The 23,724-nt window shown below is 46.8% G+C and carries 17 protein-coding genes, 2 tRNA genes and 3 rRNA genes; 14 read left to right on the forward strand and 8 right to left on the reverse strand.

Annotated elements, in window-relative coordinates; all coding sequences use genetic code 11:
• Window positions 1-153 precede the first annotated feature (153 nt).
• Window positions 154-1,317, forward strand: coding sequence for a pyridoxal phosphate-dependent aminotransferase (locus tag ACMXYR_RS01950; protein ID WP_415902692.1), 1,164 nt, complete (start codon window positions 154-156; stop codon window positions 1,315-1,317).
• The gene (gene sfsA / locus ACMXYR_RS01955; protein WP_415902693.1) at window positions 1,317-2,018 is read left to right on the forward strand and encodes a DNA/RNA nuclease SfsA; all 702 of its coding nucleotides are present in this window, start codon (window positions 1,317-1,319) and stop codon (window positions 2,016-2,018) included. The genes ACMXYR_RS01950 and sfsA overlap by 1 nt, the downstream gene beginning before the upstream one ends.
• On the opposite strand, the gene ACMXYR_RS01960 is transcribed toward sfsA, so the two are convergent.
• Complete coding sequence (locus ACMXYR_RS01960) at window positions 2,015-2,329, reverse strand: Rieske (2Fe-2S) protein (protein WP_415902694.1); 315 nt, start codon at window positions 2,327-2,329, stop codon at window positions 2,015-2,017. The two genes, sfsA and ACMXYR_RS01960, sit on opposite strands and share 4 nt — an antisense overlap.
• Window positions 2,329-3,855 (reverse strand): AAA family ATPase, encoded by a 1,527-nt coding sequence (locus tag ACMXYR_RS01965; protein ID WP_415902695.1) that lies wholly within the window; start codon window positions 3,853-3,855, stop codon window positions 2,329-2,331. The genes ACMXYR_RS01960 and ACMXYR_RS01965 overlap by 1 nt, the downstream gene beginning before the upstream one ends.
• A gap of 45 nt (window positions 3,856-3,900) precedes the next feature.
• Here ACMXYR_RS01965 and mrcB point away from each other — a divergent pair, with 45 nt between their 5' ends.
• Together mrcB and ACMXYR_RS01975 are read left to right on the forward strand one after the other, a co-directional pair.
• The gene (mrcB, locus tag ACMXYR_RS01970; RefSeq protein ID WP_415902696.1) at window positions 3,901-6,231 is read left to right on the forward strand and encodes a penicillin-binding protein 1B; all 2,331 of its coding nucleotides are present in this window, start codon (window positions 3,901-3,903) and stop codon (window positions 6,229-6,231) included.
• Window positions 6,219-6,782, forward strand: a complete 564-nt coding sequence (locus tag ACMXYR_RS01975; protein WP_415902697.1) for a tetratricopeptide repeat protein — start codon at window positions 6,219-6,221, stop codon at window positions 6,780-6,782. The genes mrcB and ACMXYR_RS01975 overlap by 13 nt, the downstream gene beginning before the upstream one ends.
• A gap of 69 nt (window positions 6,783-6,851) precedes the next feature.
• On the opposite strand, the gene ACMXYR_RS01980 is transcribed toward ACMXYR_RS01975, so the two are convergent.
• From ACMXYR_RS01980 to ACMXYR_RS01995, 4 genes are read right to left on the reverse strand one after another with little or no spacing between them, the layout of a single operon-like run.
• Entirely contained in the window at window positions 6,852-7,454 is a 603-nt protein-coding gene (locus ACMXYR_RS01980) for a hypothetical protein (RefSeq protein ID WP_415902698.1), read from the reverse strand.
• On the reverse strand, window positions 7,451-8,734 hold the full coding sequence (gene hemL / locus ACMXYR_RS01985; RefSeq protein WP_415902699.1) for a glutamate-1-semialdehyde 2,1-aminomutase: 1,284 nt from the start codon (window positions 8,732-8,734) through the stop codon (window positions 7,451-7,453). Before hemL ends, ACMXYR_RS01980 begins: the two co-directional genes overlap by 4 nt.
• A 17-nt stretch (window positions 8,735-8,751) precedes the next feature.
• Window positions 8,752-9,381, reverse strand: a complete 630-nt coding sequence (thiE, locus tag ACMXYR_RS01990; RefSeq protein WP_415902700.1) for a thiamine phosphate synthase — start codon at window positions 9,379-9,381, stop codon at window positions 8,752-8,754.
• A 3-nt stretch (window positions 9,382-9,384) separates the two neighbouring features.
• Window positions 9,385-11,109, reverse strand: coding sequence for a chloride channel protein (locus ACMXYR_RS01995; protein ID WP_415902701.1), 1,725 nt, complete (start codon window positions 11,107-11,109; stop codon window positions 9,385-9,387).
• 85 nt (window positions 11,110-11,194) lie between these two features.
• On the opposite strand from ACMXYR_RS01995, the gene argC reads away from it, so the two are divergent.
• The 3 genes from argC to ACMXYR_RS02010 all read left to right on the forward strand — a co-directional run bounded on the left by argC (window position 11,195) and on the right by ACMXYR_RS02010 (window position 13,229).
• Window positions 11,195-12,229, forward strand: coding sequence for an N-acetyl-gamma-glutamyl-phosphate reductase (gene argC / locus ACMXYR_RS02000; RefSeq protein ID WP_415899987.1), 1,035 nt, complete (start codon window positions 11,195-11,197; stop codon window positions 12,227-12,229).
• A 62-nt stretch (window positions 12,230-12,291) separates the two neighbouring features.
• Complete coding sequence (erpA, locus tag ACMXYR_RS02005; RefSeq protein WP_415883346.1) at window positions 12,292-12,648, forward strand: iron-sulfur cluster insertion protein ErpA; 357 nt, start codon at window positions 12,292-12,294, stop codon at window positions 12,646-12,648.
• A gap of 128 nt (window positions 12,649-12,776) precedes the next feature.
• On the forward strand, window positions 12,777-13,229 hold the full coding sequence (locus ACMXYR_RS02010; protein WP_415883347.1) for a hypothetical protein: 453 nt from the start codon (window positions 12,777-12,779) through the stop codon (window positions 13,227-13,229).
• Here ACMXYR_RS02010 and ACMXYR_RS02015 read toward each other — a convergent pair.
• Complete coding sequence (locus ACMXYR_RS02015; protein WP_415902702.1) at window positions 13,226-14,335, reverse strand: anhydro-N-acetylmuramic acid kinase; 1,110 nt, start codon at window positions 14,333-14,335, stop codon at window positions 13,226-13,228. The two genes, ACMXYR_RS02010 and ACMXYR_RS02015, sit on opposite strands and share 4 nt — an antisense overlap.
• 2 nt (window positions 14,336-14,337) lie before the next feature.
• Window positions 14,338-15,711: an OapA family protein gene (locus ACMXYR_RS02020; RefSeq protein ID WP_415902703.1), complete on the reverse strand. Its 1,374-nt coding sequence runs from the start codon at window positions 15,709-15,711 to the stop codon at window positions 14,338-14,340.
• Window positions 15,712-15,925: 214 nt separating this feature from the next.
• Between ACMXYR_RS02020 and tyrS the strand changes: the two genes are divergently transcribed.
• The 7 genes from tyrS to ACMXYR_RS02055 all read left to right on the forward strand — a co-directional run bounded on the left by tyrS (window position 15,926) and on the right by ACMXYR_RS02055 (window position 23,722).
• Window positions 15,926-17,221 (forward strand): tyrosine--tRNA ligase, encoded by a 1,296-nt coding sequence (gene tyrS / locus ACMXYR_RS02025; protein WP_415902704.1) that lies wholly within the window; start codon window positions 15,926-15,928, stop codon window positions 17,219-17,221.
• 610 nt (window positions 17,222-17,831) lie between these two features.
• Window positions 17,832-19,371: ribosomal RNA gene (locus ACMXYR_RS02030) — 16S ribosomal RNA — on the forward strand.
• A 68-nt stretch (window positions 19,372-19,439) separates the two neighbouring features.
• Window positions 19,440-19,516, forward strand: a tRNA-Ile gene (locus ACMXYR_RS02035).
• Window positions 19,517-19,540: 24 nt separating this feature from the next.
• Window positions 19,541-19,616 (forward strand) — tRNA-Ala (locus tag ACMXYR_RS02040).
• Window positions 19,617-19,832: 216 nt separating this feature from the next.
• Window positions 19,833-22,720, forward strand: a 23S ribosomal RNA gene (locus ACMXYR_RS02045).
• A gap of 142 nt (window positions 22,721-22,862) precedes the next feature.
• Window positions 22,863-22,978, forward strand: a 5S ribosomal RNA gene (gene rrf, locus ACMXYR_RS02050).
• The 16S, 23S and 5S rRNA genes sit together here with 2 tRNA genes alongside, the layout of an rRNA operon.
• 258 nt (window positions 22,979-23,236) lie before the next feature.
• Window positions 23,237-23,722 (forward strand): DUF2489 domain-containing protein, encoded by a 486-nt coding sequence (locus ACMXYR_RS02055; protein WP_415902705.1) that lies wholly within the window; start codon window positions 23,237-23,239, stop codon window positions 23,720-23,722.
• The last annotated feature ends 2 nt before the right edge of the window (window positions 23,723-23,724 follow it).

Here is a 23,724-nt window from a genome sequence, read left to right on the forward strand (position 1 = left end):
GTTTCGCTAGCCCTAAATGTATTCTATTGATACTAAAAGACATCTCATTAGGTTTAGTTCACCTTGAAGCGCTTGTAAATAGGCGCTCTAGGCGGGATATTCGTAAATGGTCTGAGGTATACTGCCATTTTTAGTGTTTGATCAGGTATTCGCATGGTATTCCGTCCTTCCCAACGTGTTGCAGAAATTGAGTCTTTTAAAGTGATGGACTTGCTGAAACGGGCTAAGCAACTTGATGATGCTGGATGTGACGTTATCCATATGGAGGTGGGTGAGCCTGATTTTGCAACAGCACCATTGATTGCAGAAGCAGCCAAAGCGGCGATTGATAGCGGCCTGACTCAGTATACGCCTGCCGCGGGTATTCCTGAGTTACGCGAGGCGATCAGTCAGTGGTATGCCACGAAATATGGGCTAGATGTCTCCCCTGATCGGATCGTTGTAACCACCGGCGCTTCCAGCGCTTTGCTGATGGCGTTCTCTTTGCTCGCTGATGCTGGGCAGTCGTTTATGATGGCTGACCCGGGTTACCCATGTAATCGCCAATTCTTGCGCTTTTTAGAAGCTAAATCTCAGTTAGTGCCGACCAATGCAGAAGATAATTTCCAGTTAAACGCTGAGTTGATCGAACAGCATTGGCAAGCTAATACTGCGGGAGTGCTGTTAGCTTCTCCTGCTAATCCAACCGGTATGGTCGTCCATCGAGATGAGTTAACTGATATTGCTGCGACAGTTAAAAAACTAGGTGGTCATCTGGTTGTTGATGAGCTCTATCATGGGCTTACCTACGGAATAGATGCGCCAAGTGTATTGGAAATTGATCAAAATGCTTTTGTAATCAATAGTTTTTCTAAATATTTTGGTATGACTGGGTGGCGTTTAGGCTGGCTGGTGGCGCCTGAGGAGGCTGCCCCAGAATTAGAAAAATTAGCGCAGAATTTGATGATTTCGCCAAACACGGTTTCGCAATATGCAGCGCTGGCCGCATTTAAGCCTGAAACGATTTCTGAATTGGAGCGTAGACGTTTTGAGTTCCAAAAACGGCGTGATCTTTTGGTGTCTGGATTAAGAGATTTAGGCTTTGATTTGCCAGTTACCCCTGAGGGGGCATTCTATGTGTATGCAGGTGCTCAGCACCTTACCGATAACACCTTCGATTATTGTTGGTCATTGTTGGAAGAGGATCATATAGCGACTACGCCGGGGTTGGATTTTGGTCAGCACCTTAGTCAGGAATTTATTCGATTCTCCTACACCACAGGGTTGGATCGCATTCAGTTGATGCTGGAACGTTTATCTAAAAGGATTCAAAAATAATGCAGTTCGAAAATCTAATCGAAGGGCGTTTGATCAAGCGTTATAAGCGTTTCCTTGCTGATGTTGTTTTGTCGGATGGTCGCGAAGTTACGATCCATTGTCCTAATACGGGCTCCATGAAAAACTGCGCTGATCCAAATAGCCGTGTTTGGGTGCACGACAGTGGCAATCCTAAACGTAAATACCCATTGGGTTGGGAGCTGGTGGAAGTTGAAGGGCAGTATTTCGCCTGTATCAATACCGGTCGTGCCAATAAACTGATTCGCGAAGGGATTGAGCAAGGGGTGATTGCTCAGCTGCAAGGGTACTCTGATATTCGTCAAGAGGTTAAGTATGGTGAAAACAGCCGTATTGATCTCTTGTTGGAAGATGAAGAGAAAGGTCGAGCATGGGTTGAAGTTAAGAATGTGACTTTGCTTGAATCTGATAACTGGGGAAGCTTTCCAGATGCAGTGACTAAGCGTGGCGCTAAACACTTGCAGGAATTAATGGCAATGGTGGAGCAAGGTGACCGCGCTGTGATGCTGTTTTGTGTGCCTCACACAGGGATTCAACAGGTACGCCCTGCCGATCAGATCGATCCAGAATATGGCCGCTTACTGCGTGAGGCAATAGAGGCTGGGGTAGAAGTAATTGCTTATGCTGCAGATATCTCGCCTGAACAGATCAGTATTCAGCGCGAGATTCCGGTAATTACTTAGCCGAGGATCACTTGGCCGTCATCTAAGGTGAATGGGATGGCGGTCAGGCTATCTTCTACGCAGGGGCCTGAGATGCATTCGCCACTGTCAATTTTGAAAAGCGCGCCATGGGTAGCACACTGGATGAAGGTCTTGTCGTAATCTAGAAACTGATCAGGCTGCCATTCTAGGGGAATGCTGCGATGTGGGCAGCTATTCTCATAGACGTATAACTCACCACGGTATTTTACCGCGAAAAGCTTTTTGCCTTCACACTCAAACCCTTTAGCCTGACCTTCAGTAATCTCATCAGTGTGGCATAAGGCTGTCATTAGAAAATTACCTCTTGGATTCGCAGCTGCTCTAATAAACGTACGATTGCTTCATCATCGTCGGTATCGATTGAAAGCGTAAGTGCTCGCTCCTCTTCTGTTAGGGGCTGGGCAAGCTGTTGTTGTTCCAGCATAACTGCAATGTCAGCATCGGATGCATCAGAGCCTTCATTGGAGCGGCGCTTCAAACGGGCTTCAATTAGTTTTTGCTCGCATTCGCAGCTGATAATGCGAATAGGTATACCGAGTTTCTCTGCCAGTTCGATATAGTTCTGACGTGTTCTTTGGCGCAAACAAGTTGCATCTACAATCACTGAGTAGCCGTTTCGTAATAGCTCTGCGCTGGTATCAAAAAGATGATTGAAGGTATGGGCGTTCATTTGCGGCCCATATAGATCTATCTTTTCCCCTTTTAAGCTCAACTCGCGGAAAAGGCGTTTACGCTCAACATCAGAACGGATACGAATCGTATCGGTTTGATCAACGAGTTGTTGGCTTAAATGGCTCTTGCCACTGCCGGAAATGCCATGCATCAAAAACAGTGCTGGTTTTGGTGCGCGAGCATAGTAATCGGTTAGACGCAGATAGCGGCGCAGGGTTTGTAGGTCGTGATGCTCGCCTAGTACTGCAACCTTTGCGCGAACCATGGAACGGTATGCTTTGTAGAAATTAAGCAGTGGTAGAGCATTGTAATCTCCACTGATTTCTAAATAACGGTTTAAGCAGCGATTGGCCCAGCGGAACTCACCGTTGGCTTCCAGATCCATAAGGAGAAAAGCAAGATCACAAATACTATCTATCCAGCGGAACTGTAAGTTAAATTCGATACAGTCAAACAGCCTTAGCTCATCATGGAAAAGTGTGATGTTGGCTAAGTGAAGATCGCCATGGCATTCGCGAATATGACCGGATTGCTTACGTTGTTCAATCAGTGGGGTCAGTTTGCGGAACTGTTGCGCAGTATAATGGGATAGCTTTTGTACTTTGTGCCAGTCATCTAGTTCGTCGATAGCATCGGTGATATGGCTGAAGTTATCTGATACAACTTCCCAAATCGTTACCGCTTCACCCCAAGGGCTGTCTTGCGCCACAATCGGAATGCGCTGGTGAAAATCTGCGATTTGTTCGGCTAATGTATCGATCCAGCTAGCTTCAAAACGATGATTAGCTAAAAGGAGATCGAGGCGTTGAGAATGATCAAATTGCTGCATTTGAACAGCATATTCAATGATCTCTTCATTGTCTTCTGGATTGAAAATCGGATTCTCAGCACTACCGCCAATACTGATGACTTGCTGGTAGATATCAGGCGCTAATCGTTGATTTAGACGTAGCTCTTCCTCACAGAAGTGCTGACGCTTCTCTAGCGTGGTAAAATCCAGGAAACCGAAATCCACTGGCTTTTTAATCTTATAGGCATATTCGCCTGTTAAGATCAGCCAGGAAATGTGGGTTTCTATCACCTCAATCTGGTCGACTGGATGCGGATAGAACGAAGCTTGTTTTAGAGAGTCGATTAGGGTCATAAACGTACTGATATACCTGCTAAGGGAAGGCATTATACTGAGCCAATGGCAAAAAAGAGAGCACCAAAATCGTCAAGTCGTGGCAAAAGCACTAAAAAACCACGCAGTTTCCTGAAAAAGTTACTTATCTTTCTGTTCAAACTGTCCCTGTTGGGCATGGTGATTGGCGGAATTGGTTTGATCTATCTGGATGTCCAAGTCAAAAGTAAGTTTGAGGGTAAGCGCTGGGCATTGCCTGCCAAAGTGTATGCGCGGCCTCTCGAGTTGTATCCGGGGCAGGTATTAGATCGCCAAGCATTAAAGGATGAATTGAAAGGTCTGGGCTATCGATTTGTAAATCGTGCTGACAAACCGGGGATGGTGGAATGGGCTTCCAGCCGTGCTCGTGTGTATACCCGTGGATTTAGCTTCCCTGATGGTGATGAGAGCGCCCAGCGTTTATTGCTGAGCTTTAGTGGCAATCAATTAGTGTCGATTAAAGATAGTCGTGGTTCTATCGTTCCGTTAAGTCGTCTGGAGCCGATCCTTATCGGTGGTATTTATCCTCGAGACAATGAAGACCGTGACTTGATTCGTTTGGATCAAGCACCACAACTGCTTTTGGATTCATTGATTCAGATAGAGGATCGCGACTACTACAACCACTTTGGTGTATCTCCTAAAGGTATTGCTCGTGCCATGTGGGTTAACCTGAAGGCGCGCCGCTTTATTCAGGGCGGTAGTACCCTGACACAGCAATTGATCAAAAACTTCTATCTAACCTCCGATCGAACCCTGGCGCGTAAACTCATGGAGATCCCGATGGCGGTGCTATTGGATCTTCGCTACAGCAAGGATGAGATTTTAGAAGCTTATCTGAACGAAGTTTACTTGGGGCAATCGGGCTCCCGTGCGGTGCATGGTTTTGGCCTAGCGAGTCAGTATTACTTTGCCCAGCCTATTAATGAATTGAAACTTCATCAGGTCGCGCTATTGGCCGGTATGGTGAAAGGGCCATCATACTTCGACCCAAGGCGTCACCCGGAACGTGCTAAAGCGCGTCGTGATCTGGTGTTGAAAGTACTGCAAGAGCAGGGCGTGATCAGCATGAAAGATCGTCTAGATGCTGAGAAACGTGGCTTAGGTGTGGTTAAACAGCGTAGCCTTCATAAAGGTGCTTACCCTGCCTATCTAGACCTTGTGAAACGTCAGTTGCGTGAAGAGTATCCTGAAGATGTACTTAGCTCAGAAGGTTTGCGAGTATTCACTAGCTTAGATCCAATGGTTCAAGCGAATACTGCAGCAGCTCTGACCAAAACCATAGGCAATTTAAAGAAACGCTACGGCAAACCAGTTACTGCGCTGCAGGGTGGTATTGTAGTCACTGATCCGCAAACGGGTGAAGTGTTGGCGCTGGTAGGCGGTAAAAACGCGCGGTACCAAGGTTTTAACCGAGCTTTAGATGCGCGCCGTCCAATCGGTTCTTTGGTGAAGCCAGCAGTCTTTTTGGCAGGGTTAGAAGAGGGTTATACCTTGGCTTCCCTTTTGGATGATCAGCCGATTAGTGTGCCGCTTCCTGGTGGTAAGAGTTGGGTGCCGCAGAACTTTGATCGTCAAAGCCACGGTAAAGTGCCGCTTTATCTATCTTTAGCAAAATCCTATAACCATAGTACTGCTCAATTAGGTATGGATATAGGTTTGCCGAAAGTGATCTCTACTTTAGAACGTCTAGGTATCTCTCGGGATCCCAAGCCCTACCCCTCGCTTTTACTGGGCGCGGAGTCGATGAGCCCATTTGAGATTGCGACGGTTTATCAGACGATTGCTGCAAATGGTTTTAGAACGCCGATGCGTGCTATTCGTTTGGTTACGGACTCAGAAGGGCAGGAACTTTCTCGATATCCTTTTGAAGTGAAACAGGTGGTGACTGCGGAGAATATGCATCTGATTCAATATGCGTTGCAAGCGGTTACCCGCGAAGGCACAGGGCGTTATATCTATAGCCGCCTCCCGGGGTCAATCAATGTGGCGGGTAAGACAGGCACCAGTAATGGTCAGCGTGATAGTTGGTTTGCTGGTTTTGCAGGAGATCGTATGGCCGTGGTCTGGTTGGGGCTGGATGATAATGGAAAGCTGCCTTTTACCGGTTCGGGAGGTGCATTACGCGTTTGGACCGAGTTAATGGTAAAAGAACGACCTCAGTCATTTATGGCTGTTCAGCCTGAAGAGATTGAGTATCACTGGATTGAAGAAAAAACAGGTTTGATCTCTGCCGAACAGTGTCAGGGTGTGCGACAATTGCCGTTCATAAAAGGTACAGCTCCGCAAGATTACGCTGAATGTGCCGGAAATCAGCAACAAGAATCTATGGATTGGTTTGAACGATGGTTCAGATAATTAAGCGATATAAAACAGCTGGAGCACTTTTAACAGCATTGGCTTTGACTGGGTGCGTGAGTGGAACAGGAGTATACCGTCCCCCTGTAGAGGATCGATCAGGGCAAGATGGTGTTATTCAGTCAGCCGAATCTGCTACGGGAGTTCAAATCAAACCTACGGTTGTTCGAGAGTCGCGAACTGAGAAGCCTGTCGCCGTACCAGTTCCAACGCCTGTGACTGCTCGCGCTCAAAACCCTGCTGTCATTGCTTTGTTAAACAGCGCAAATCAGCAGAAAAATAGAGGGGCAATGCAGGCAGCTGAAAGTAGCCTTGAACGTGCGCAACGGATCGCCCCAAGGGATCCGGAAATCTATTATCAATGGGCTGATGTACGTCGCCTTGAAGGTCAGTGGGCTCAAGCCGAGCAAATGGCCCTCAAAGGTACAAATATGGCTATTGGTGATGTCGTTATGCTGCGAAGGTTGTGGTTGCTAATTGCGGATATTCGTCAAAGTTCAGGTGATCGTTCAGGTGCAAATGCAGCTCGAACTAAAGCGCTGAACTACTAATCGGATAAGCACTAAAAAGCAGCCTAAATGGCTGCTTTTTTATGCGTGAAATAGGCAGGTCGAGATCGTTTAAGGAAGCTTTTCTTTTCCAAGGGATATGCTTAAAAGTATCAGAGCAACAGCAAGCACTGAATGATACAGAGCTGGGTCGGCCAAATGAGGTATTAGAGAAGCTTGACTATAAACAAGGGTCGAAACTGCAATCGCAATTGCGGATGCGGTACCTGCCGCTTTAGTGATTAGCGGTTGCATTCTTAAACAGCTGATTAGTAAAGCGAGTGCTGATAGTCCTGCACATGCTTGGCTGTAGGTGACCCCTACCTCGCTTCGGCGACACAGCTCAAATAGAGCAAACAATACTAATAACCAACGCCCCCATGCTGCACGTGACCAATCCTTCTTCCAAGCATAATCAAACATGGCGCTTGCCATTAAAGGGATTGCAGCAAAGTACGCTAGGTTATCAAGCAGGCGCCTGAACGTGACTGAATCCTGATCTGTTCCTTGCAGCAGTAGTGCGCCTGCACCTGAGCAAGCGATAAAAGCAGCCGACAGGCTAATGACCATACTGGCAGTATGATCATATTTCTCGCCTACTCTATAACTGCGTCCTGCCAAAAATAGAGCGCTGGCAATAAGAAGCGCATTGCCAGCTATGATCGCTACGGTCATTTTAGATTCGCAAAAACGTGGTCAGCCGCTGCGAGTGTTTTCTCAATATCTTCCTGTGTGTGTGCCGCAGATACAAAGCCCGCTTCAAATGCTGAAGGTGCTAGATATACGCCTTGCTCAAGCATGCCGTGGAAGAATTTAGAGAAACGATCAGCGTCACATGCCATAGTTTCAGCGAAGCTAGTCACTTGCTCTTGTTCAGTGAAGAATAAGCCGAACATGCCACCGACACGGCTAGTAGTAAATGGAATGCCATTTGCCATCGCTACTGCTTCTAAGCCTTCCGTTAGTAGTTCTACTTTTGCACTTAGTTGCTCGTAGAAACCTGGTTTTGAAACAGCGTTCAGCATCGCTAAGCCTGCAGCCATTGCAAGTGGGTTACCAGAAAGCGTACCCGCTTGGTAAACAGCGCCTAGCGGAGCGATATGCTCCATGATCTCTTTCTTACCACCAAAAGCGCCTACTGGTAGACCACCGCCAATAACTTTACCAAGCGTCGTTAGATCGGGCGTTACGTTATAAACAGATTGTGCACCACCTAGGGCGACACGGAAGCCTGTCATTACTTCGTCAAAGATAAGAACCGTACCGTATTCATCACATACTTCACGTAGACCTTCTAAGAAGCCTGGAAGCGGAGGAATGCAGTTCATGTTGCCGGCTACAGGTTCAACAATGATGCACGCGATCTGATCACCGATCTCGGCGAATGCTTTACGAACGCTGTCGATATCGTTGTGAGTCAGAGTGATGGTGTGTTCAGCAAGAGAAGCTGGAACGCCAGGAGAGCTAGGCTCACCTAAAGTCAGCATGCCAGAGCCTGCTTTAACTAAAAGAGAGTCGGAGTGACCGTGGTAGCAGCCTTCAAACTTAACGATTTTATCGCGCTTAGTGTAACCACGTGCCAGACGGATCGCACTCATAGTAGCTTCTGTACCAGAGCTAACCATACGAACCATGTCTAGAGATGGCATGATCTCGCAAACCTTGTTTGCCATCTCTATTTCGATCTCCGTTGGCGCGCCGAAACCTAGACCGTTATCTAAAGAAGCGCGTACGGCATCGATTACTTCACTGTTGCAATGACCTAAGATCATCGGCCCCCAAGAGCCAACGTAGTCGATGTATTTGTTACCGTCTTCATCAAACAAGTAAGCGCCTTCGCCTTGTTTGAAGAAGATTGGGGTGCCGCCTACACCTTTAAATGCACGTACAGGAGAGTTAACTCCACCGGGAATGTGAACTTGAGCTGCTTGGAAAAGTTCTTCTGAACGGGACATCTTTATTCTCTCTGAAATCAATTAGTGAAGAGCTGGTGGAACTGTTTTGCTGCTGCAGTCACTTTTTTGCTCGCGTATAGCGCATGTATGACGGCAACCATATCGGCACCTGCTGTTACAATCTGGTCGGCATTATCCACGCTAATGCCTCCAATCGCCACTATTGGCAGGTTAACTTTGTCTTTTACATCTTTAACCAAGGACAGAGGGGCTGGCTTGGCATTGGGTTTAGTTTTCGATGGGAAGAACGCGCCGAACGCTAAATATGAAGCACCGGCTTGTTGTGCTTGTAAGGCTAGCTCCAATGAATCATGGCAGGTTACACCGATGATCGCGTCTTCGCCTAGCATTTCGCGAGCTTCCTCTATTGCGCCATCGCTTTGTCCCAAGTGAACACCTGCGGCACCAATACCTGCAGCTAAGCCTGCATCATCATTAATGATGAGCGGGATTTTGTTCTTTTTACAAATAAGGTTTAAAGCCGATGCTTGCTCAACGCGTTTTTTAAGATCGGATGATTTATCTCGATACTGAATGATCTTCGCGCCGCCCTGTATGCTTTGTTCAACTGTGCGCAGCATGGTTTCAGTGTCGGGCATTAGGTCGGAATCAGTAATGCCGTATAGGCCTTTTAAGTTAAATTTCATAGATCAACTTTTACGGTAAAAATCATTTATTTGATCACGTGTTAATAAACCCACGATCTGTTGTAAGGAGTTTGTGACACAAAGGGCATCTACGGTTTCACTGTCCATCAGTTCAAGTGCTTCTTGAAGTGTGGCTTTGCTATCAATGCTTAAACTATCTAAGCGTAGGGCTGCTATGTCCATCACATGGATGTCTGTCATCTCACCTTCATGTTGTTGTAGGTAAAGATGAAGGTCTCCTGGAGCTAGAAGGGTATGGCTGTCGCTTTGTGAAACAAGTATCCAGTCCGGTGATGCAGCAAGAATCGTTTCGGCGCTTTGTTTGGAAGTGATGGGGTTACATTTTACATAGTTAGTCAGCATCAGGCTTTGTACAGCAGAGCTATTTAAAATCTGAGAAAGTGGTTTATGGCGATAATCCAAACCTTGTAAGCGCATGTTGGTTACAAAAATTGATGGCATATTAAAGATGTAACGGGCGATCAGATTTGAGACAACAATCGAAATCATTGCTGGAAAGATAATGTTGGGATTGGCAGATAATTCCAATATCGCGACTAGTGCAGCCATGGGAGCGTTGACGACCGCACCCATCATACTACCCATGCCAAGCAGGGCGTAAAAGCCAGGTTGGGCAACCACTTGGTCGGCGATATTTGCACCAATGATGCCTAAGGCCCCCCCTGCTAAAGCGCCAATAAATAATGCAGGGCCAATGAGGCCAGCAGGTACGCCAAGGCCAAGTGCGATTGGAGTGGCGATGCATTTCGCTAACAATATGCCACCAATAAGAAGCAGGCTTAATTGCCCCTGCATTACTGCATCCAGCGTGTCATAGCCTAGCCCCATAATCTGAGGATAAAACACCGCTGCGGAGCCAGTTAGAATGCCTGCACTAAGTAATTTGGTCTTATAACTTAAATTTAACTGATTGGAACGAGTCATAGTGGCGCGCATCAGTGCGATAAACAGCACTGCGAATAACCCGATGATAACGCCTAGAAATGCGACGTAGGGTATCTCCTGTAGAGACTCTATATGTAATGGAGGTACAGTAAGAAGTAACTCTTTGCCAAACATTAGCTGTACAACCAATGTGGCTGTTGCAGCTGCAACGATAACCGGCATAAAGCCGATTACGGTGTATTCGAGAAGTACGACCTCCATTGCAAATACAACACCTGCTAATGGTGTGTTAAACGTGGCTGCTATGCCTGCTGCCGTTCCGCAGCCAGCTAAAATACGTAAGGTATTATTCGGTAGGTTAAGCTTCTGGCCTAACTGGCTGCCACAAGCTGCGCCCAAGTGAACAGCCGGCCCCTCTTTACCTGCTGAGTGCCCAAATACTAGTGCAATGGTTGCTGTTATTAGTTGTACCAACGCGTTACGAAAGGGTAGTTTGCTCTGATGGTACGCCATTCGCTCCAGTAAATGAGCTACACCTACTTTTCGCCTGACAGGATCGACCCGCGATAAAACAATGATGATCAGCAGACTGCCGATTATGGGTAGTGAGAAATGCAGCCAACTAGGTAGCTCTTCAAAATTTTCACTATCGTTTCCGGGAAGAAATGAAGTTAAAGGCAGTTCCAGCATGTAACGAAAAAGGCCTAAAACTAGGCCGCACAGCAATCCGCAGAGTAGTCCGAGAACAACCATCTGCGGTAAAGCTTCGTTATGGGCTAAGCGATAACGAAAATTCTCTAAGGAAAAGCTCTTTTTGGGCATAGACTCGATTATTTATTAATAGTCATAAGGGTCTTAGTTTCTGTATTATACGTTACCAGTTTTTCATCCCTTATGAGAGGTTCCTGTGATTAAGGTAGGTATTGTAGGTGGTACCGGTTATACCGGTGTAGAGTTACTTCGTTTGTTGGCAAATCATCCTCAGGCAAAAGTAGAGGTTATTACTTCTCGCTCAGAGGAAGGCGTCAGTGTGGCTGACATGTATCCCAACCTTCGAGGACACCACGATCTGCGCTTTACCGTACCAGATGTGGAAACCCTAAGTGGTTGTGATGTGGTTTTCTTTGCGACACCCCATGGAGTTGCAATGAATATGGCAGCAGAGCTTGTTGGTAAGGGTGTTAAAGTCATTGATCTAGGTGCCGACTTCAGAATCAAGGATCTCGAGCTTTGGTCTAAGTGGTATGGCATGGAGCATACACAACCAGAGATGGCTGAATTGGCTGTGTATGGTTTGCCAGAAGTAAATCGTGAGCAGATCAAAGATGCGCAGTTGATTGCTTGTCCAGGTTGTTACCCAACGGCGACGCAGCTTGCTTATCTGCCTCTATTGGAAAACAAACTGATTGATCACCGTCGTCTAATTGCTGACTGTAAATCGGGTGTAAGTGGTGCTGGTCGTGGTGCGAAGGTTGGTATGTTGTTGTGCGAAGCGAGTGAAAGCATGATGGCTTACGGCGTGCCGGGTCATCGTCATCTGCCTGAGATTAAGCAAGGTCTTGCCTTAGCAGCAGAGCGTCCAGTACATCTGACGTTTGTTCCACACCTAACACCGATGATTCGTGGTATCCATTCTACCTGCTACGGCGTATTAAAAGATCCTGTTGATCACGATCTACAAGCGATCTTCGAAGAACGTTACGCTAATGAACCGTTTGTAGATGTTATGCCAGCAGGTAGTCATCCACAAACGAGAAGTGTTAAAGGTGCGAATGTTTGCCGTATCAGCGTACATCGCCCTCAAGGTGAAGATACTGTGGTTGTGTTATCTGTGATTGATAATCTTGTTAAAGGTGCTGCAGGTCAGGCGGTTCAGAACATGAACATTATGTTTGGTTTTGAAGAAACTGCTGGTCTGAATGTTGTTGGCTTAATGCCTTAATACTTGACTGAAATAGTCGGTTAAGGCGATAATTATGCTCAGCTTAATTGAGTATGGTCGTTATGATAGAAACAGTTGATCCAATTGCAGAGCCAGAGATGGTATTTACTACTTCTGCTGCTGCTAAAGTAAAATCTCTTATGGAAGAGGAAGAGAATAATAGCCTGAAGTTACGTGTATTTATTACGGGTGGCGGCTGTGCCGGTTTCTCTTACGGCTTCACTTTTGATGAAAATGCTGCAGATGATGACACTGTGATTGAACGTGATGGTGTGTTCATGGTGGTAGATCCGATGAGCTTCCAATATTTAGTTGGTTCTGAAGTAGACTTCAAAGAAGGTCTGCAAGGTTCTCAGTTTGTGATTAACAACCCGAACGCGACAACAACTTGTGGTTGTGGTTCATCCTTCTCTATCTAGCTGTTTCTGTTCAGCTTAGTCTAAGCTTACATACGTTAGTAATAGGTTATCCCTTGTTATGAGGGGGCCTATTACTATATCTTCTACTCTGTCGTAGGTTATTAATTTAAGTCCTCTAGGGGAATAATATGCGTCAGTTGGTCTTTTCTGTTTTTTGTATGCTTTTTTCTGGCTTGCTGATGGCCCAGCCACTGCAGTCGCCTATATCTCCAGATATCGCTAATGATCGCTATTTGGCGTTGATCAAAAAACACACGCCTAGTGAAGTTGAAATGCTTTTTCAAAGAGCGAGTATGCTCGTTGATGAGGTGGAGAATCTTTCATCCTACGAACCGATCGTGTTTGTTTTGCATGGTGATGAAGCGCATGCCTTTCGGCATCAGAATATGAATCAGTACAAAAGCTTGTTAGAGCTTGCTGAACGATTAGATTCCAATAATGTGATTGATATCCGTGTATGTGAAACATGGATGCGAGCGAATGGTGTAGAGCGCTCAGAACTGCCTGCGTTTATCGATACGATTCCACTAGGTCCGGCAGAGCAGGTTAGGTTACGCCAGCAAGGCTATCTATACTTTTAGGCTTGATAGATAGCGCCTAGAATTCGATCGCCTTTTGCGCCGGTAACATTTGGATTGTTGCCGGTTTTCCCATCTAAGCAGCGCATCGCTAACCAGGCAAAGGCTGCGGCTTCCATCCAATCCGCATCAATCCCAATATCGCCACTGTTGCTGACGTTAATGGTTGGTAGTAGATCAGATATTCGTTGCGTAAGTGCCTGATTGAAACTACCGCCGCCACAGATGTATAGCTCAAATGTCTGACTAGGGATATGGGCTTTAATAGCATCTGTAATGCTGGTAGCGGTTAATTCAAGCAGAGTACGTTGTACATCTTCTGCTTTAATCTCTGGAAACGTGGCTAGTGTTTGTTTTAACCAGGCTAAATTGAACTGTTCCCTGCCAGTGCTTTTAGGTGGAGGATCGGAAAAATATTCATTAGAGCTTAAATGCGCTAAAAGGTCCTGATTAATGGAGCCGGATAGCGCCCATTCGCCACTTTGATCGAAGGGGAGGTCCCGACAGTGCTTGATCCATGCATCTAATAAAACGTTACCCGGGCCGGTATCAAAGCCTAGGATGTTTTGCTCTTTAGATTTTGGAAGGAAAGTAAGGTTAGCCATCCCGCCAATATTCAGCAGAATGCGGTTGCTGTCATGTGAATACAGCATTGCATGATGAAACGCTGGAACCAAAGGTGCGCCTTGACCATTAGCGGCCATATCCCGACGTCGAAAATCTGCCACGGTGGTGATGCCGGTTAATTCAGCAATTTGGTTTGCGTCACCTATTTGCAAAGTGAAACCAAATTCTGGACGATGGCGGATGGTTTGGCCGTGGCTGCCGATTGCTGAAACTTGCTCAGCAGATAAGCCGTTTTTACTTAAAAGATCATTTACGGTTTTGGCGAAGAGCTTGCCTAAAGATCTATCTACTTTGCCCATTAAATCAATTTCATGATCGCCGGGCTGGGTCAGTGTCAAAATATCGTTCTTTAACGTTGCTGGGATTTCTTCAGCGTGCGTAGCTACGATTTCAAAATTTGGTGTAAATCTAACGGCTACTGCGTCGATACCATCCAGGCTGGTACCTGACATTAACCCAATAAATAGATCCTTCTGGCTCATACTTAACGATTGCTCTGTGCAAGTGTGGTGGCTTGGTGAGTTTCAAGCTGAGCTAATAAGCTACTCGCCGTTTCCGTGAAGTTACTTCGCTCAGCTTTGGCTATAGGAGAAGCTTGTGGCAATTTAACCGTAAGAGGGTTCTTGTGAACGCCATTGACGCGAAACTCGTAATGAAGGTGAGGGCCGCTGGCAAGGCCTGTTTGACCAACAAAGCCAATCACTTGGCCTTGCTTAACGCGAGTGCCTACACGTTGTCCGCGTTTAAAATTACTCATGTGGGCATAAAGGGTGGTGATATTGCTACCGTGTTGTACGATTACAACATTGCCAAATCCGCCTTTTCTACCTCGGAATGTAATTTTGCCTTCACCAGCGGCTTGAATTGGTGTGCCTGTTCGGGCTGCATAATCCACACCCTTGTGAGCGCGAATGCGATTGAGTACAGGGTGCTTACGGCTGAGGCTGAAGCGAGAACTGATGCGGGCGAAATCTACCGGCGAGCGAAGGAAGGCTTTGCGCATACTATAGCCTTCAGGCGTGTAGTAGCTGCTATCGCCTTCGGTATTTGTATAACGAAGAGCTGTGAATTTATTGCCTCTGTTAGTAAATTGAGCCGCAATAATAGGGCCTTCGCCAATTTTCTCACCATCTAGATAATGTTCTTCATAAATAAGACTGAAATCGTCGTTTTTACGAATATCTAGGACGAAGTCTACGTCCCAGCCAAAGATGCTGGCGAGCTCCATTATCTTCTTGCTGGAAAGTCCAGCTTCTTCGCCTGCTAAAAAAAGCGAGTCTTTGATTGTACCGGCTGTGAATTGCTGTCTGACTTCGGGCGTTCTGATAACAGAATTAATCTGGAAGGAGCCGTTAGCATCGGTATATAGCAGGGTATATTTCAGCTTGGATTCGATGTGTTTGAGTTTACTTAATTTACCGTTCTCAATCACGAAGCTTAATGTCTGACCAGGGAATAGACGGGTGAATGCTTTGGTTTCTTTACCTGCAGCAGCTACATGGTAAACATCACGTGGTGTCAGTCCTGCCTTTTTAAACATGGACGTTAAATTGTCACCATTGCCAACAGTGTATTCGACCCAATTATCTTCAGGTATGGAAGGAGTTACAGCAGCTGCTTGAGCTGGATTAGTTTCGATAACTGTTTCGGTTGATGTTGTTTCTGCGCTAGAAGTTGTTGATTCAGTAGATATCAGTGGCGCAGTATGTGGAGCGGTTGGTAGATCACCGCGAGTCGCTTCAACTTCTTGTGATGGAAGCAGTAAAAGAGTCAGGCCTAAAATAAGTACGCAGGCACTGACGGCCACTAAGTGAACCGTGGGGAAGTATCCACGGAGCTGTTTAACGCGATTTAGCACCCTATACCCCTTCATTATTATATTGGGTTGCTGAAAATTAAGCGTTGCATTATGCCACTGTCATTAAAGAAAGTCGGCTTAGTTGAATAAAACTTAAGGATTGCTTAGCGATAACTCACAAAAATTGCTGAGAACTTATTTGTTTGCAGGCTTAGCAAGGGCTAAAATAGCCGCTTCGAATTTTTAGCCGTAATTTAAAGGGCAAGCAAAAGCAATGAGTGAAGCACTATTAAACGACCTACAAGCGCGCGGGCTAGTTGCGCAGATGACAAGCGAAGAAGATTTGGCAAAGCATCTTGCTGAAGGCAGTGTGACTCTTTATTGCGGCTTCGACCCTACAGCAGATAGTTTGCATATTGGTAGTCTTGTACCACTACTAACACTAAAGCGTTTTCAGGAGTTTGGTCACAAGCCGCTTGCACTTGTGGGTGGGGCGACTGGTCTGATTGGTGATCCAAGCTTCAAAGCGCAAGAACGTAAGTTAAATGATGATTCAACAGTAGCAGGTTGGGTTGAGAAGCTTAAAGCGCAGGTTAGTGCATTTGTTGATTTCGACTGCGGCGCTAATAGTGCTGAGGTTGTGAATAACCTGGATTGGACGCAAAACGTAAATGTTCTAACTTTCTTGCGTGATATCGGTAAACACTTCTCTGTTAACCAGATGATTGCTAAAGAGTCAGTAAAGCAGCGTATTGATCGTGAAGGTGAGGGTATCTCTTTCACTGAATTTACTTACATGATTTTGCAATCGTATGACTTCCAGCAGTTAAATGCTTCTCATGGTTGTACTCTACAGATCGGTGGTTCTGATCAGTGGGGCAATATTACGGGTGGTACTGAACTAACTCGTCGTATGAATGGCAATCAAGCATTTGGTTTGACGTTACCGCTTATTACTAAGTCAGATGGTACCAAATTTGGTAAAACTGAGTCGGGCACTATCTGGCTAGATGCAAACAAAACATCTCCATATGCTTTCTATCAGTTCTGGCTACAAACAGCAGATGCGGATGTATACCGATTCCTTAAATACTTCACGTTCTTGCCTGTAGCAGATATCGAAGCGCTAGAGAAAGAAGATGCAGAGCGTCAAGGTCGTCCAGAAGGTCAGCGCGTTTTAGCAGAAGAGGTAACGCGCCTTGTTCATGGTGAAGAAGGTCTAGCTGCGGCTAAGCGTATTACAGAAGCGTTGTTCTCGGGTGAGACATCTGAACTAAGCGAACAGGATTATGCGCAGCTAGCTCAAGACGGTTTGCCATCATCTGCAATTAACCCAGAAGAAGTGGCTGAAACACCTTTAACGACTATCTTGTCAGAAGCGGGTATGGCGCCTGGAGGTAAGCAAGTTAAAGATGCGCTGCAGCGGAATGCGGTGATTGTTAACGGTAACGCGCATGGCTTTGAAGATAATATGAAAGCGACAGAGGTGTTCGCTGAAGCAAATGCGCGCTTTGGTAAGTACTTCTTAGTTAAGCTAGGTAAAAAGAAGCACCATCTATTCTCTCTTTAAGTCATAAGAAAGAAAGTAGAGAAGGCGTTGAGGTAAAACTCAGCGCCTTTTTTGTATCTATTGACTAGCATTTGTATGCTGCTGATCAGTCCTTAATCGATTGGTGGCGTTTTGTAAGTTTTTTACAACTTTTTTCAGTTTTTTGAAGATTAGCTGTTGACCCTTTTTCAGATGTCTGTAGAATTCGCCGTCCTTGCTTAGGGAGGCCGCTTTTTAAGGGGCTTCAGAGCTGAGTGAGGTGCTTAGTAAGTGATTGAAAACATTGGTTTTTAAGATCGCTTACAGAGCAGGATTCAAAGTCCGGTTGCTGAGTAAAAACTTTTTACGAAATTGCAAAATAAACGGTTGACTTTGAATGAGCGCAAAGTAGAATATGCGCCTCGCTTGAGACGAAACGCTGGTTCAGCGGAGAGTCAAGAAAGCAACGCTCTTTAACAATTTGATCAGATAATTCGTGTGGGCGCTTGTTGAGAAGAAGCAAACTTTTTCTAGACAAGCAACCAAGTGAATTCATTTAAAGCGATTTACAAAGGTTTAACGTTCTTAAGAATGTTATCCGGTTGTTTAGTACTAGAGCCCGTTACCACATTCCTGGTAACACAAATGATTTAAACTGAAGAGTTTGATCATGGCTCAGATTGAACGCTGGCGGCAGGCCTAACACATGCAAGTCGAACGGTAACATGACTAGCTTGCTAGTTGATGACGAGTGGCGGACGGGTGAGTAACGCGTAGGAATCTACCCAGTAGCGGGGGATAAGCCAGAGAAATTTGGTCTAATACCGCATACGCCCTACGGGGGAAAGCAGGGGATCTTCGGACCTTGCACTATTGGATGAGCCTGCGTGAGATTAGCTAGTTGGTGAGGTAATGGCTCACCAAGGCGACGATCTCTAGCTGGTCTGAGAGGATGATCAGCCACACTGGAACTGAGACACGGTCCAGACTCCTACGGGAGGCAGCAGTGGGGAATATTGCACAATGGGCGCAAGCCTGATGCAGCCATGCCGCGTGTGTGAAGAAGGCCCTAGGGTTGTAAAGCACTTTCAGCAGTGAGGAAAGGTTAGTAGTTAATACCTGCTAGCTGTGACGTTAACTGCAGAAGAAGCACCGGCTAACTCCGTGCCAGCAGCCGCGGTAATACGGAGGGTGCGAGCGTTAATCGGAATTACTGGGCGTAAAGCGCGCGTAGGTGGATTGGTCAGTCAGATGTGAAAGCCCAGGGCTCAACCTTGGAACTGCACCTGATACTGCCAATCTAGAATACGGTAGAGGGTAGTGGAATTTCCTGTGTAGCGGTGAAATGCGTAGATATAGGAAGGAACACCAGTGGCGAAGGCGACTACCTGGACCGATATTGACACTGAGGTGCGAAAGCGTGGGGAGCAAACAGGATTAGATACCCTGGTAGTCCACGCCGTAAACGATGTCTACTAGCCGTTGGGAGACTTGATCTTTTAGTGGCGCAGCTAACGCGATAAGTAGACCGCCTGGGGAGTACGGCCGCAAGGTTAAAACTCAAATGAATTGACGGGGGCCCGCACAAGCGGTGGAGCATGTGGTTTAATTCGACGCAACGCGAAGAACCTTACCAACTCTTGACATCCAGAGAAGTTACTAGAGATAGTTTCGTGCCTTCGGGAACTCTGAGACAGGTGCTGCATGGCTGTCGTCAGCTCGTGTTGTGAAATGTTGGGTTAAGTCCCGTAACGAGCGCAACCCTTGTCCTTATTTGCCAGCACTTCGGGTGGGAACTCTAAGGAGACTGCCGGTGACAAACCGGAGGAAGGTGGGGACGACGTCAAGTCATCATGGCCCTTACGAGTTGGGCTACACACGTGCTACAATGGCCGGTACAGAGGGCCGCGAACCTGCGAGGGTAAGCTAATCTCAGAAAACCGGTCGTAGTCCGGATTGGAGTCTGCAACTCGACTCCATGAAGTCGGAATCGCTAGTAATCGCGAATCAGAATGTCGCGGTGAATACGTTCCCGGGCCTTGTACACACCGCCCGTCACACCATGGGAGTGGATTGCACCAGAAGTAGCTAGCTTAACCTTCGGGAGGGCGGTTACCACGGTGTGGTTCATGACTGGGGTGAAGTCGTAACAAGGTAGCCCTAGGGGAACCTGGGGCTGGATCACCTCCTTAAACGAAAGCCGATTCTCGGCAAGCGTTCACACGAATTATCTGATCAGAGAAGTTAAGAGCAACGGTGTAGGCTTGTAGCTCAGCTGGTTAGAGCGCACCCCTGATAAGGGTGAGGTCGGTGGTTCAAGTCCACTCAGGCCTACCAATCAATAGCCTTACTGTTTTTCTTGGGGCTATAGCTCAGCTGGGAGAGCGCCTGCTTTGCACGCAGGAGGTCTGCGGTTCGATCCCGCATAGCTCCACCATCATCCTCTGGATGAGAAGGAAGAGTTTTAAAACATATTGTCGTTTAAGACATTATCTTTTAAAGCTTTTTTGCTTTAAACGCTCTTTAACAATTTGGATTTGATTCATTTGATTTAGATTTAAGACATGTAGTTTTACTGCATGCGCCAATTCGGCGAAATCTATCGTTACTAGCAATACAAGTTACTGTGATTCCAGACGCCTTCGGGTTATATGGTCAAGTGACTAAGCGTGCACGGTGGATGCCTTGGCAGTCAGAGGCGATGAAGGACGTTGTAACCTGCGATAAGGTTCGGGGAGGTGGTAAACAACCTTTGATCCGGACATTTCCGAATGGGGAAACCCACCTATTTATAGGTATCTTTTAACTGAATACATAGGTTATTAGAGGCGAACCTGGGGAACTGAAACATCTAAGTACCCAGAGGAAAAGAAATCAACCGAGATTCCCTAAGTAGCGGCGAGCGAACGGGGACTAGCCCTTAAGCTTTATTAGATTTAACAGAACACTCTGGAAAGTGTGGCCATAGTGGGTGATAGCCCCGTATGTGAAAGGTCTTTTAAAGTGAAATCGAGTAGGACGGCACACGTGAAACGCTGTCTGAATATGGGGGGACCATCCTCCAAGGCTAAATACTCCTGACTGACCGATAGTGAACCAGTACCGTGAGGGAAAGGCGAAAAGAACCCCTGTGAGGGGAGTGAAATAGACCCTGAAACCGTGTACGTACAAGCAGTGGGAGCCGTTTTCGGACGGTGACTGCGTACCTTTTGTATAATGGGTCAGCGACTTACTTTTAGTGGCAAGGTTAAGCATTTGCGGAGCCGTAGGGAAACCGAGTCTTAATAGGGCGTCCAGTCGCTAGGAGTAGACCCGAAACCGAGTGATCTATCCATGGGCAGGTTGAAGATGCAGTAACATGCATTGGAGGACCGAACCGACTGTCGTTGAAAAGCCAGCGGATGACTTGTGGATAGGAGTGAAAGGCTAATCAAACTCGGAGATAGCTGGTTCTCCTCGAAAACTATTTAGGTAGTGCCTCGTGTCTAACCATGGGGGGTAGAGCACTGTTTCGGCTAGGGGGTCATCCCGACTTACCAACCCGATGCAAACTCCGAATACCCATGAGTTCAATCACGGGAGACACACGGCGGGTGCTAACGTCCGTCGTGGAAAGGGAAACAACCCAGACCGTCAGCTAAGGTCCCAAAGTTTATGCTAAGTGGGAAACGATGTGGGAAGGCTTAGACAGCTAGGAGGTTGGCTTAGAAGCAGCCACCCTTTAAAGAAAGCGTAATAGCTCACTAGTCGAGTCGGCCCGCGCGGAAGATATAACGGGGCTAAGCATAACACCGAAGCTACGGATGCACTTTGTGCATGGTAGAGGAGCGTTCTGTAAGCTGTTGAAGCGGAAGCTGTAAGGCACCGTGGAGGTATCAGAAGTGCGAATGCTGACATGAGTAACGATAAGGGAGGTGAAAACCCTCCCCGCCGGAAGACCAAGGGTTCCTATCCAACGCTATTCGAGGTAGGGTGAGTCGGCCCCTAAGGAGAGGCTGAAGAGCGTATCCGATGGGAAACAGGTTAATATTCCTGTACTGCTCATAACTGCGATGGGGGGACGGAGAAGGCTAGGCTAGCGCGGCGTTGGTTGTCCGCGTTTAAGATAGTAGGTTTAGAGCTTAGGTAAATCCGGGCTCTTTTAAGACCGAGAATCGATGACGAGGTCCTTTATGGACTGAAGTAGTTGATGCCATGCTTCCAGGAAAATCCTCTAAGCTTCAGGTTATGACTAACCGTACCCTAAACCGACACAGGTGGTCAGGTAGAGAATACTAAGGCGTATGAGAAAACTCGGGTGAAGGAACTAGGCAAAATGGCACCGTAACTTCGGGAGAAGGTGCGCCGGTTTTGGTGATGGGACTTGCTCCCTAAGCTGAGGCCGGTCGAAGATACCAGGTGGCTGCGACTGTTTATTAAAAACATAGCACTCTGCAAACTCGAAAGAGGACGTATAGGGTGTGACGCCTGCCCGGTGCCGGAAGGTTAATTGATGGGGTTAGCGCTTGCGCGAAGCTCTTGATCGAAGCCCCGGTAAACGGCGGCCGTAACTATAACGGTCCTAAGGTAGCGAAATTCCTTGTCGGGTAAGTTCCGACCTGCACGAATGGCGTAACGATGGCCACACTGTCTCCACCCGAGACTCAGTGAAATTGAAATAGCTGTTAAGATGCAGTTTACCCGCGGCTAGACGGAAAGACCCCGTGAACCTTTACTACAGCTTCACAGTGGACTTTGACATTACTTGTGTAGAATAGCTGGGAGGCTTTGAAACCCTGTCGCCAGATAGGGTGGAGCCACCTTTGAAATACCAGCCTGGTAATGTTGAGGTTCTAACCCAGTTCCCTAAGCGGGATCGGGGACATTGTGTGGTGGGTAGTTTGACTGGGGCGGTCTCCTCCCAAAGAGTAACGGAGGAGCACGAAGGTACCCTCAGCATGGTCGGAAATCATGCAATGAGCGCAAGAGTAGAAGGGTGCTTGACTGCGAGACAGACACGTCGAGCAGGTACGAAAGTAGGTTCTAGTGATCCGGTGGTTCTGTATGGAAGGGCCATCGCTCAACGGATAAAAGGTACTCCGGGGATAACAGGCTGATACCGCCCAAGAGTTCACATCGACGGCGGTGTTTGGCACCTCGATGTCGGCTCATCACATCCTGGGGCTGAAGCCGGTCCCAAGGGTATGGCTGTTCGCCATTTAAAGTGGTACGCGAGCTGGGTTTAGAACGTCGTGAGACAGTTCGGTCCCTATCTGCCGTGGGCGTTTGAGATTTGAGAAGAGTTGCTCCTAGTACGAGAGGACCGGAGTGAACGAACCTCTGGTGTACCGGTTGTGATGCCAATTGCATTGCCGGGTAGCTACGTTCGGACGGGATAACCGCTGAAAGCATCTAAGCGGGAAGCCTCCTTCAAGATGAGATCTCACTGGGAACTTGATTCCCCTAAAGGGCCGTTGAAGACTACGACGTTGATAGGTTGGGTGTGGAAGCGCTGTGAGGCGTTGAGCTAACCAATACTAATTGCCCGTGAGGCTTGACCATATAACGCCCAAGGCGTTTGGCAAGTGACTTGTAAGATACGTAAGACGATAGAGAGTAACGAATTAGCGCGTAGTTAAGCTACAGTCGAAGAACTATCTAGATCAAATAAAAGAAGAATCAGATCTAAGTTGTAACAGTTTTGCTTGGCGACCATAGAGTTGTGGAACCACCTGAATCCATCCCGAACTCAGACGTGAAACGCAACATCGCCGATGGTAGTGTGGGGCTTCCCCATGTGAGAGTAGGTCATCGCCAAGCATTTAATTAAGAGAAAACCCCGGTCACGCTGTGATCGGGGTTTTTTCGTGTTGGGCTAAAGAAAGCAAAACAATACTGAGCGAAGCAGTTACACTATGCTTGATCTGCATACCCTCTCTAGCAACTAGCAACTAGCAACTAGCAACTAGCAACTAGTTAATCCTTTTTATATGATTTTGCGTACATTTCCCCTAAACTTCGCATTCGTATTTTTTGGTTTAATAGCGTCCAATAGTTATTGGTTCTAAGGTTGTTTGTATGTCTGACTCTCTAATTTATACATTAATTGCTATCTGCTTAGTTGTCTGTGCTGTAGCCATTTACTTCATTAAGCGTCATTACACACAGATTAAACAAGTTAAGGCTGAGCAAGTATTACAGGCTGAAAAAATCAGTAAACGCTATAATGAACGCAGGGCTTATTTAATTGAAAGTGTACAGGTTATCTCTAGAGCGGTAGGTAATGATGAGAAGTTAACTACGACAGAAGCGTGTATCCGCTTGTCTACTTTACTTGAATCTCTAGCGCCTCAGTTATTACAACACGCGGATTACTCAGTAATCTATGAGGTTTATAAACGCACGGAACATATTCCAATTAAGGAGCAGTGGAAAGCCCTATCTAAGCAAGCTAAGTGGTCATTTCAAAAGGAGATGTCGCAGATCGACTCTGAGTTGGGTGACAAAGTAAAACAAGCTGCAGCTAAATTGGCTCAGTATGATTTTGATGAGAGCCTCCATTAATG

It is taken from the genome of Neptuniibacter sp. QD29_5, assembly GCF_047778125.1.
Classification (GTDB): domain Bacteria; phylum Pseudomonadota; class Gammaproteobacteria; order Pseudomonadales; family Balneatricaceae; genus Neptuniibacter.

What these genes read in the sequence shown, in the direction of transcription:
- ACMXYR_RS01950 (WP_415902692.1), top strand. Translation starts at nt 154, where the DNA reads ATGGTATTCCGTCCTTCCCAACGTGTTGCAGAAATTGAGTCTTTTAAA.
- sfsA (WP_415902693.1), top strand. Translation starts at nt 1,317, where the DNA reads ATGCAGTTCGAAAATCTAATCGAAGGGCGTTTGATCAAGCGTTATAAG.
- ACMXYR_RS01960 (WP_415902694.1), bottom strand. Translation starts at nt 2,329, where the DNA reads ATGACAGCCTTATGCCACACTGATGAGATTACTGAAGGTCAGGCTAAA.
- ACMXYR_RS01965 (WP_415902695.1), bottom strand. Translation starts at nt 3,855, where the DNA reads ATGACCCTAATCGACTCTCTAAAACAAGCTTCGTTCTATCCGCATCCA.
- mrcB (WP_415902696.1), top strand. Translation starts at nt 3,901, where the DNA reads ATGGCAAAAAAGAGAGCACCAAAATCGTCAAGTCGTGGCAAAAGCACT.
- ACMXYR_RS01975 (WP_415902697.1), top strand. Translation starts at nt 6,219, where the DNA reads ATGGTTCAGATAATTAAGCGATATAAAACAGCTGGAGCACTTTTAACA.
- ACMXYR_RS01980 (WP_415902698.1), bottom strand. Translation starts at nt 7,454, where the DNA reads ATGACCGTAGCGATCATAGCTGGCAATGCGCTTCTTATTGCCAGCGCT.
- hemL (WP_415902699.1), bottom strand. Translation starts at nt 8,734, where the DNA reads ATGTCCCGTTCAGAAGAACTTTTCCAAGCAGCTCAAGTTCACATTCCC.
- thiE (WP_415902700.1), bottom strand. Translation starts at nt 9,381, where the DNA reads ATGAAATTTAACTTAAAAGGCCTATACGGCATTACTGATTCCGACCTA.
- ACMXYR_RS01995 (WP_415902701.1), bottom strand. Translation starts at nt 11,109, where the DNA reads ATGCCCAAAAAGAGCTTTTCCTTAGAGAATTTTCGTTATCGCTTAGCC.
- erpA (WP_415883346.1), top strand. Translation starts at nt 12,292, where the DNA reads ATGATAGAAACAGTTGATCCAATTGCAGAGCCAGAGATGGTATTTACT.
- ACMXYR_RS02010 (WP_415883347.1), top strand. Translation starts at nt 12,777, where the DNA reads ATGCGTCAGTTGGTCTTTTCTGTTTTTTGTATGCTTTTTTCTGGCTTG.
- ACMXYR_RS02015 (WP_415902702.1), bottom strand. Translation starts at nt 14,335, where the DNA reads ATGAGCCAGAAGGATCTATTTATTGGGTTAATGTCAGGTACCAGCCTG.
- tyrS (WP_415902704.1), top strand. Translation starts at nt 15,926, where the DNA reads ATGAGTGAAGCACTATTAAACGACCTACAAGCGCGCGGGCTAGTTGCG.
- ACMXYR_RS02055 (WP_415902705.1), top strand. Translation starts at nt 23,237, where the DNA reads ATGTCTGACTCTCTAATTTATACATTAATTGCTATCTGCTTAGTTGTC.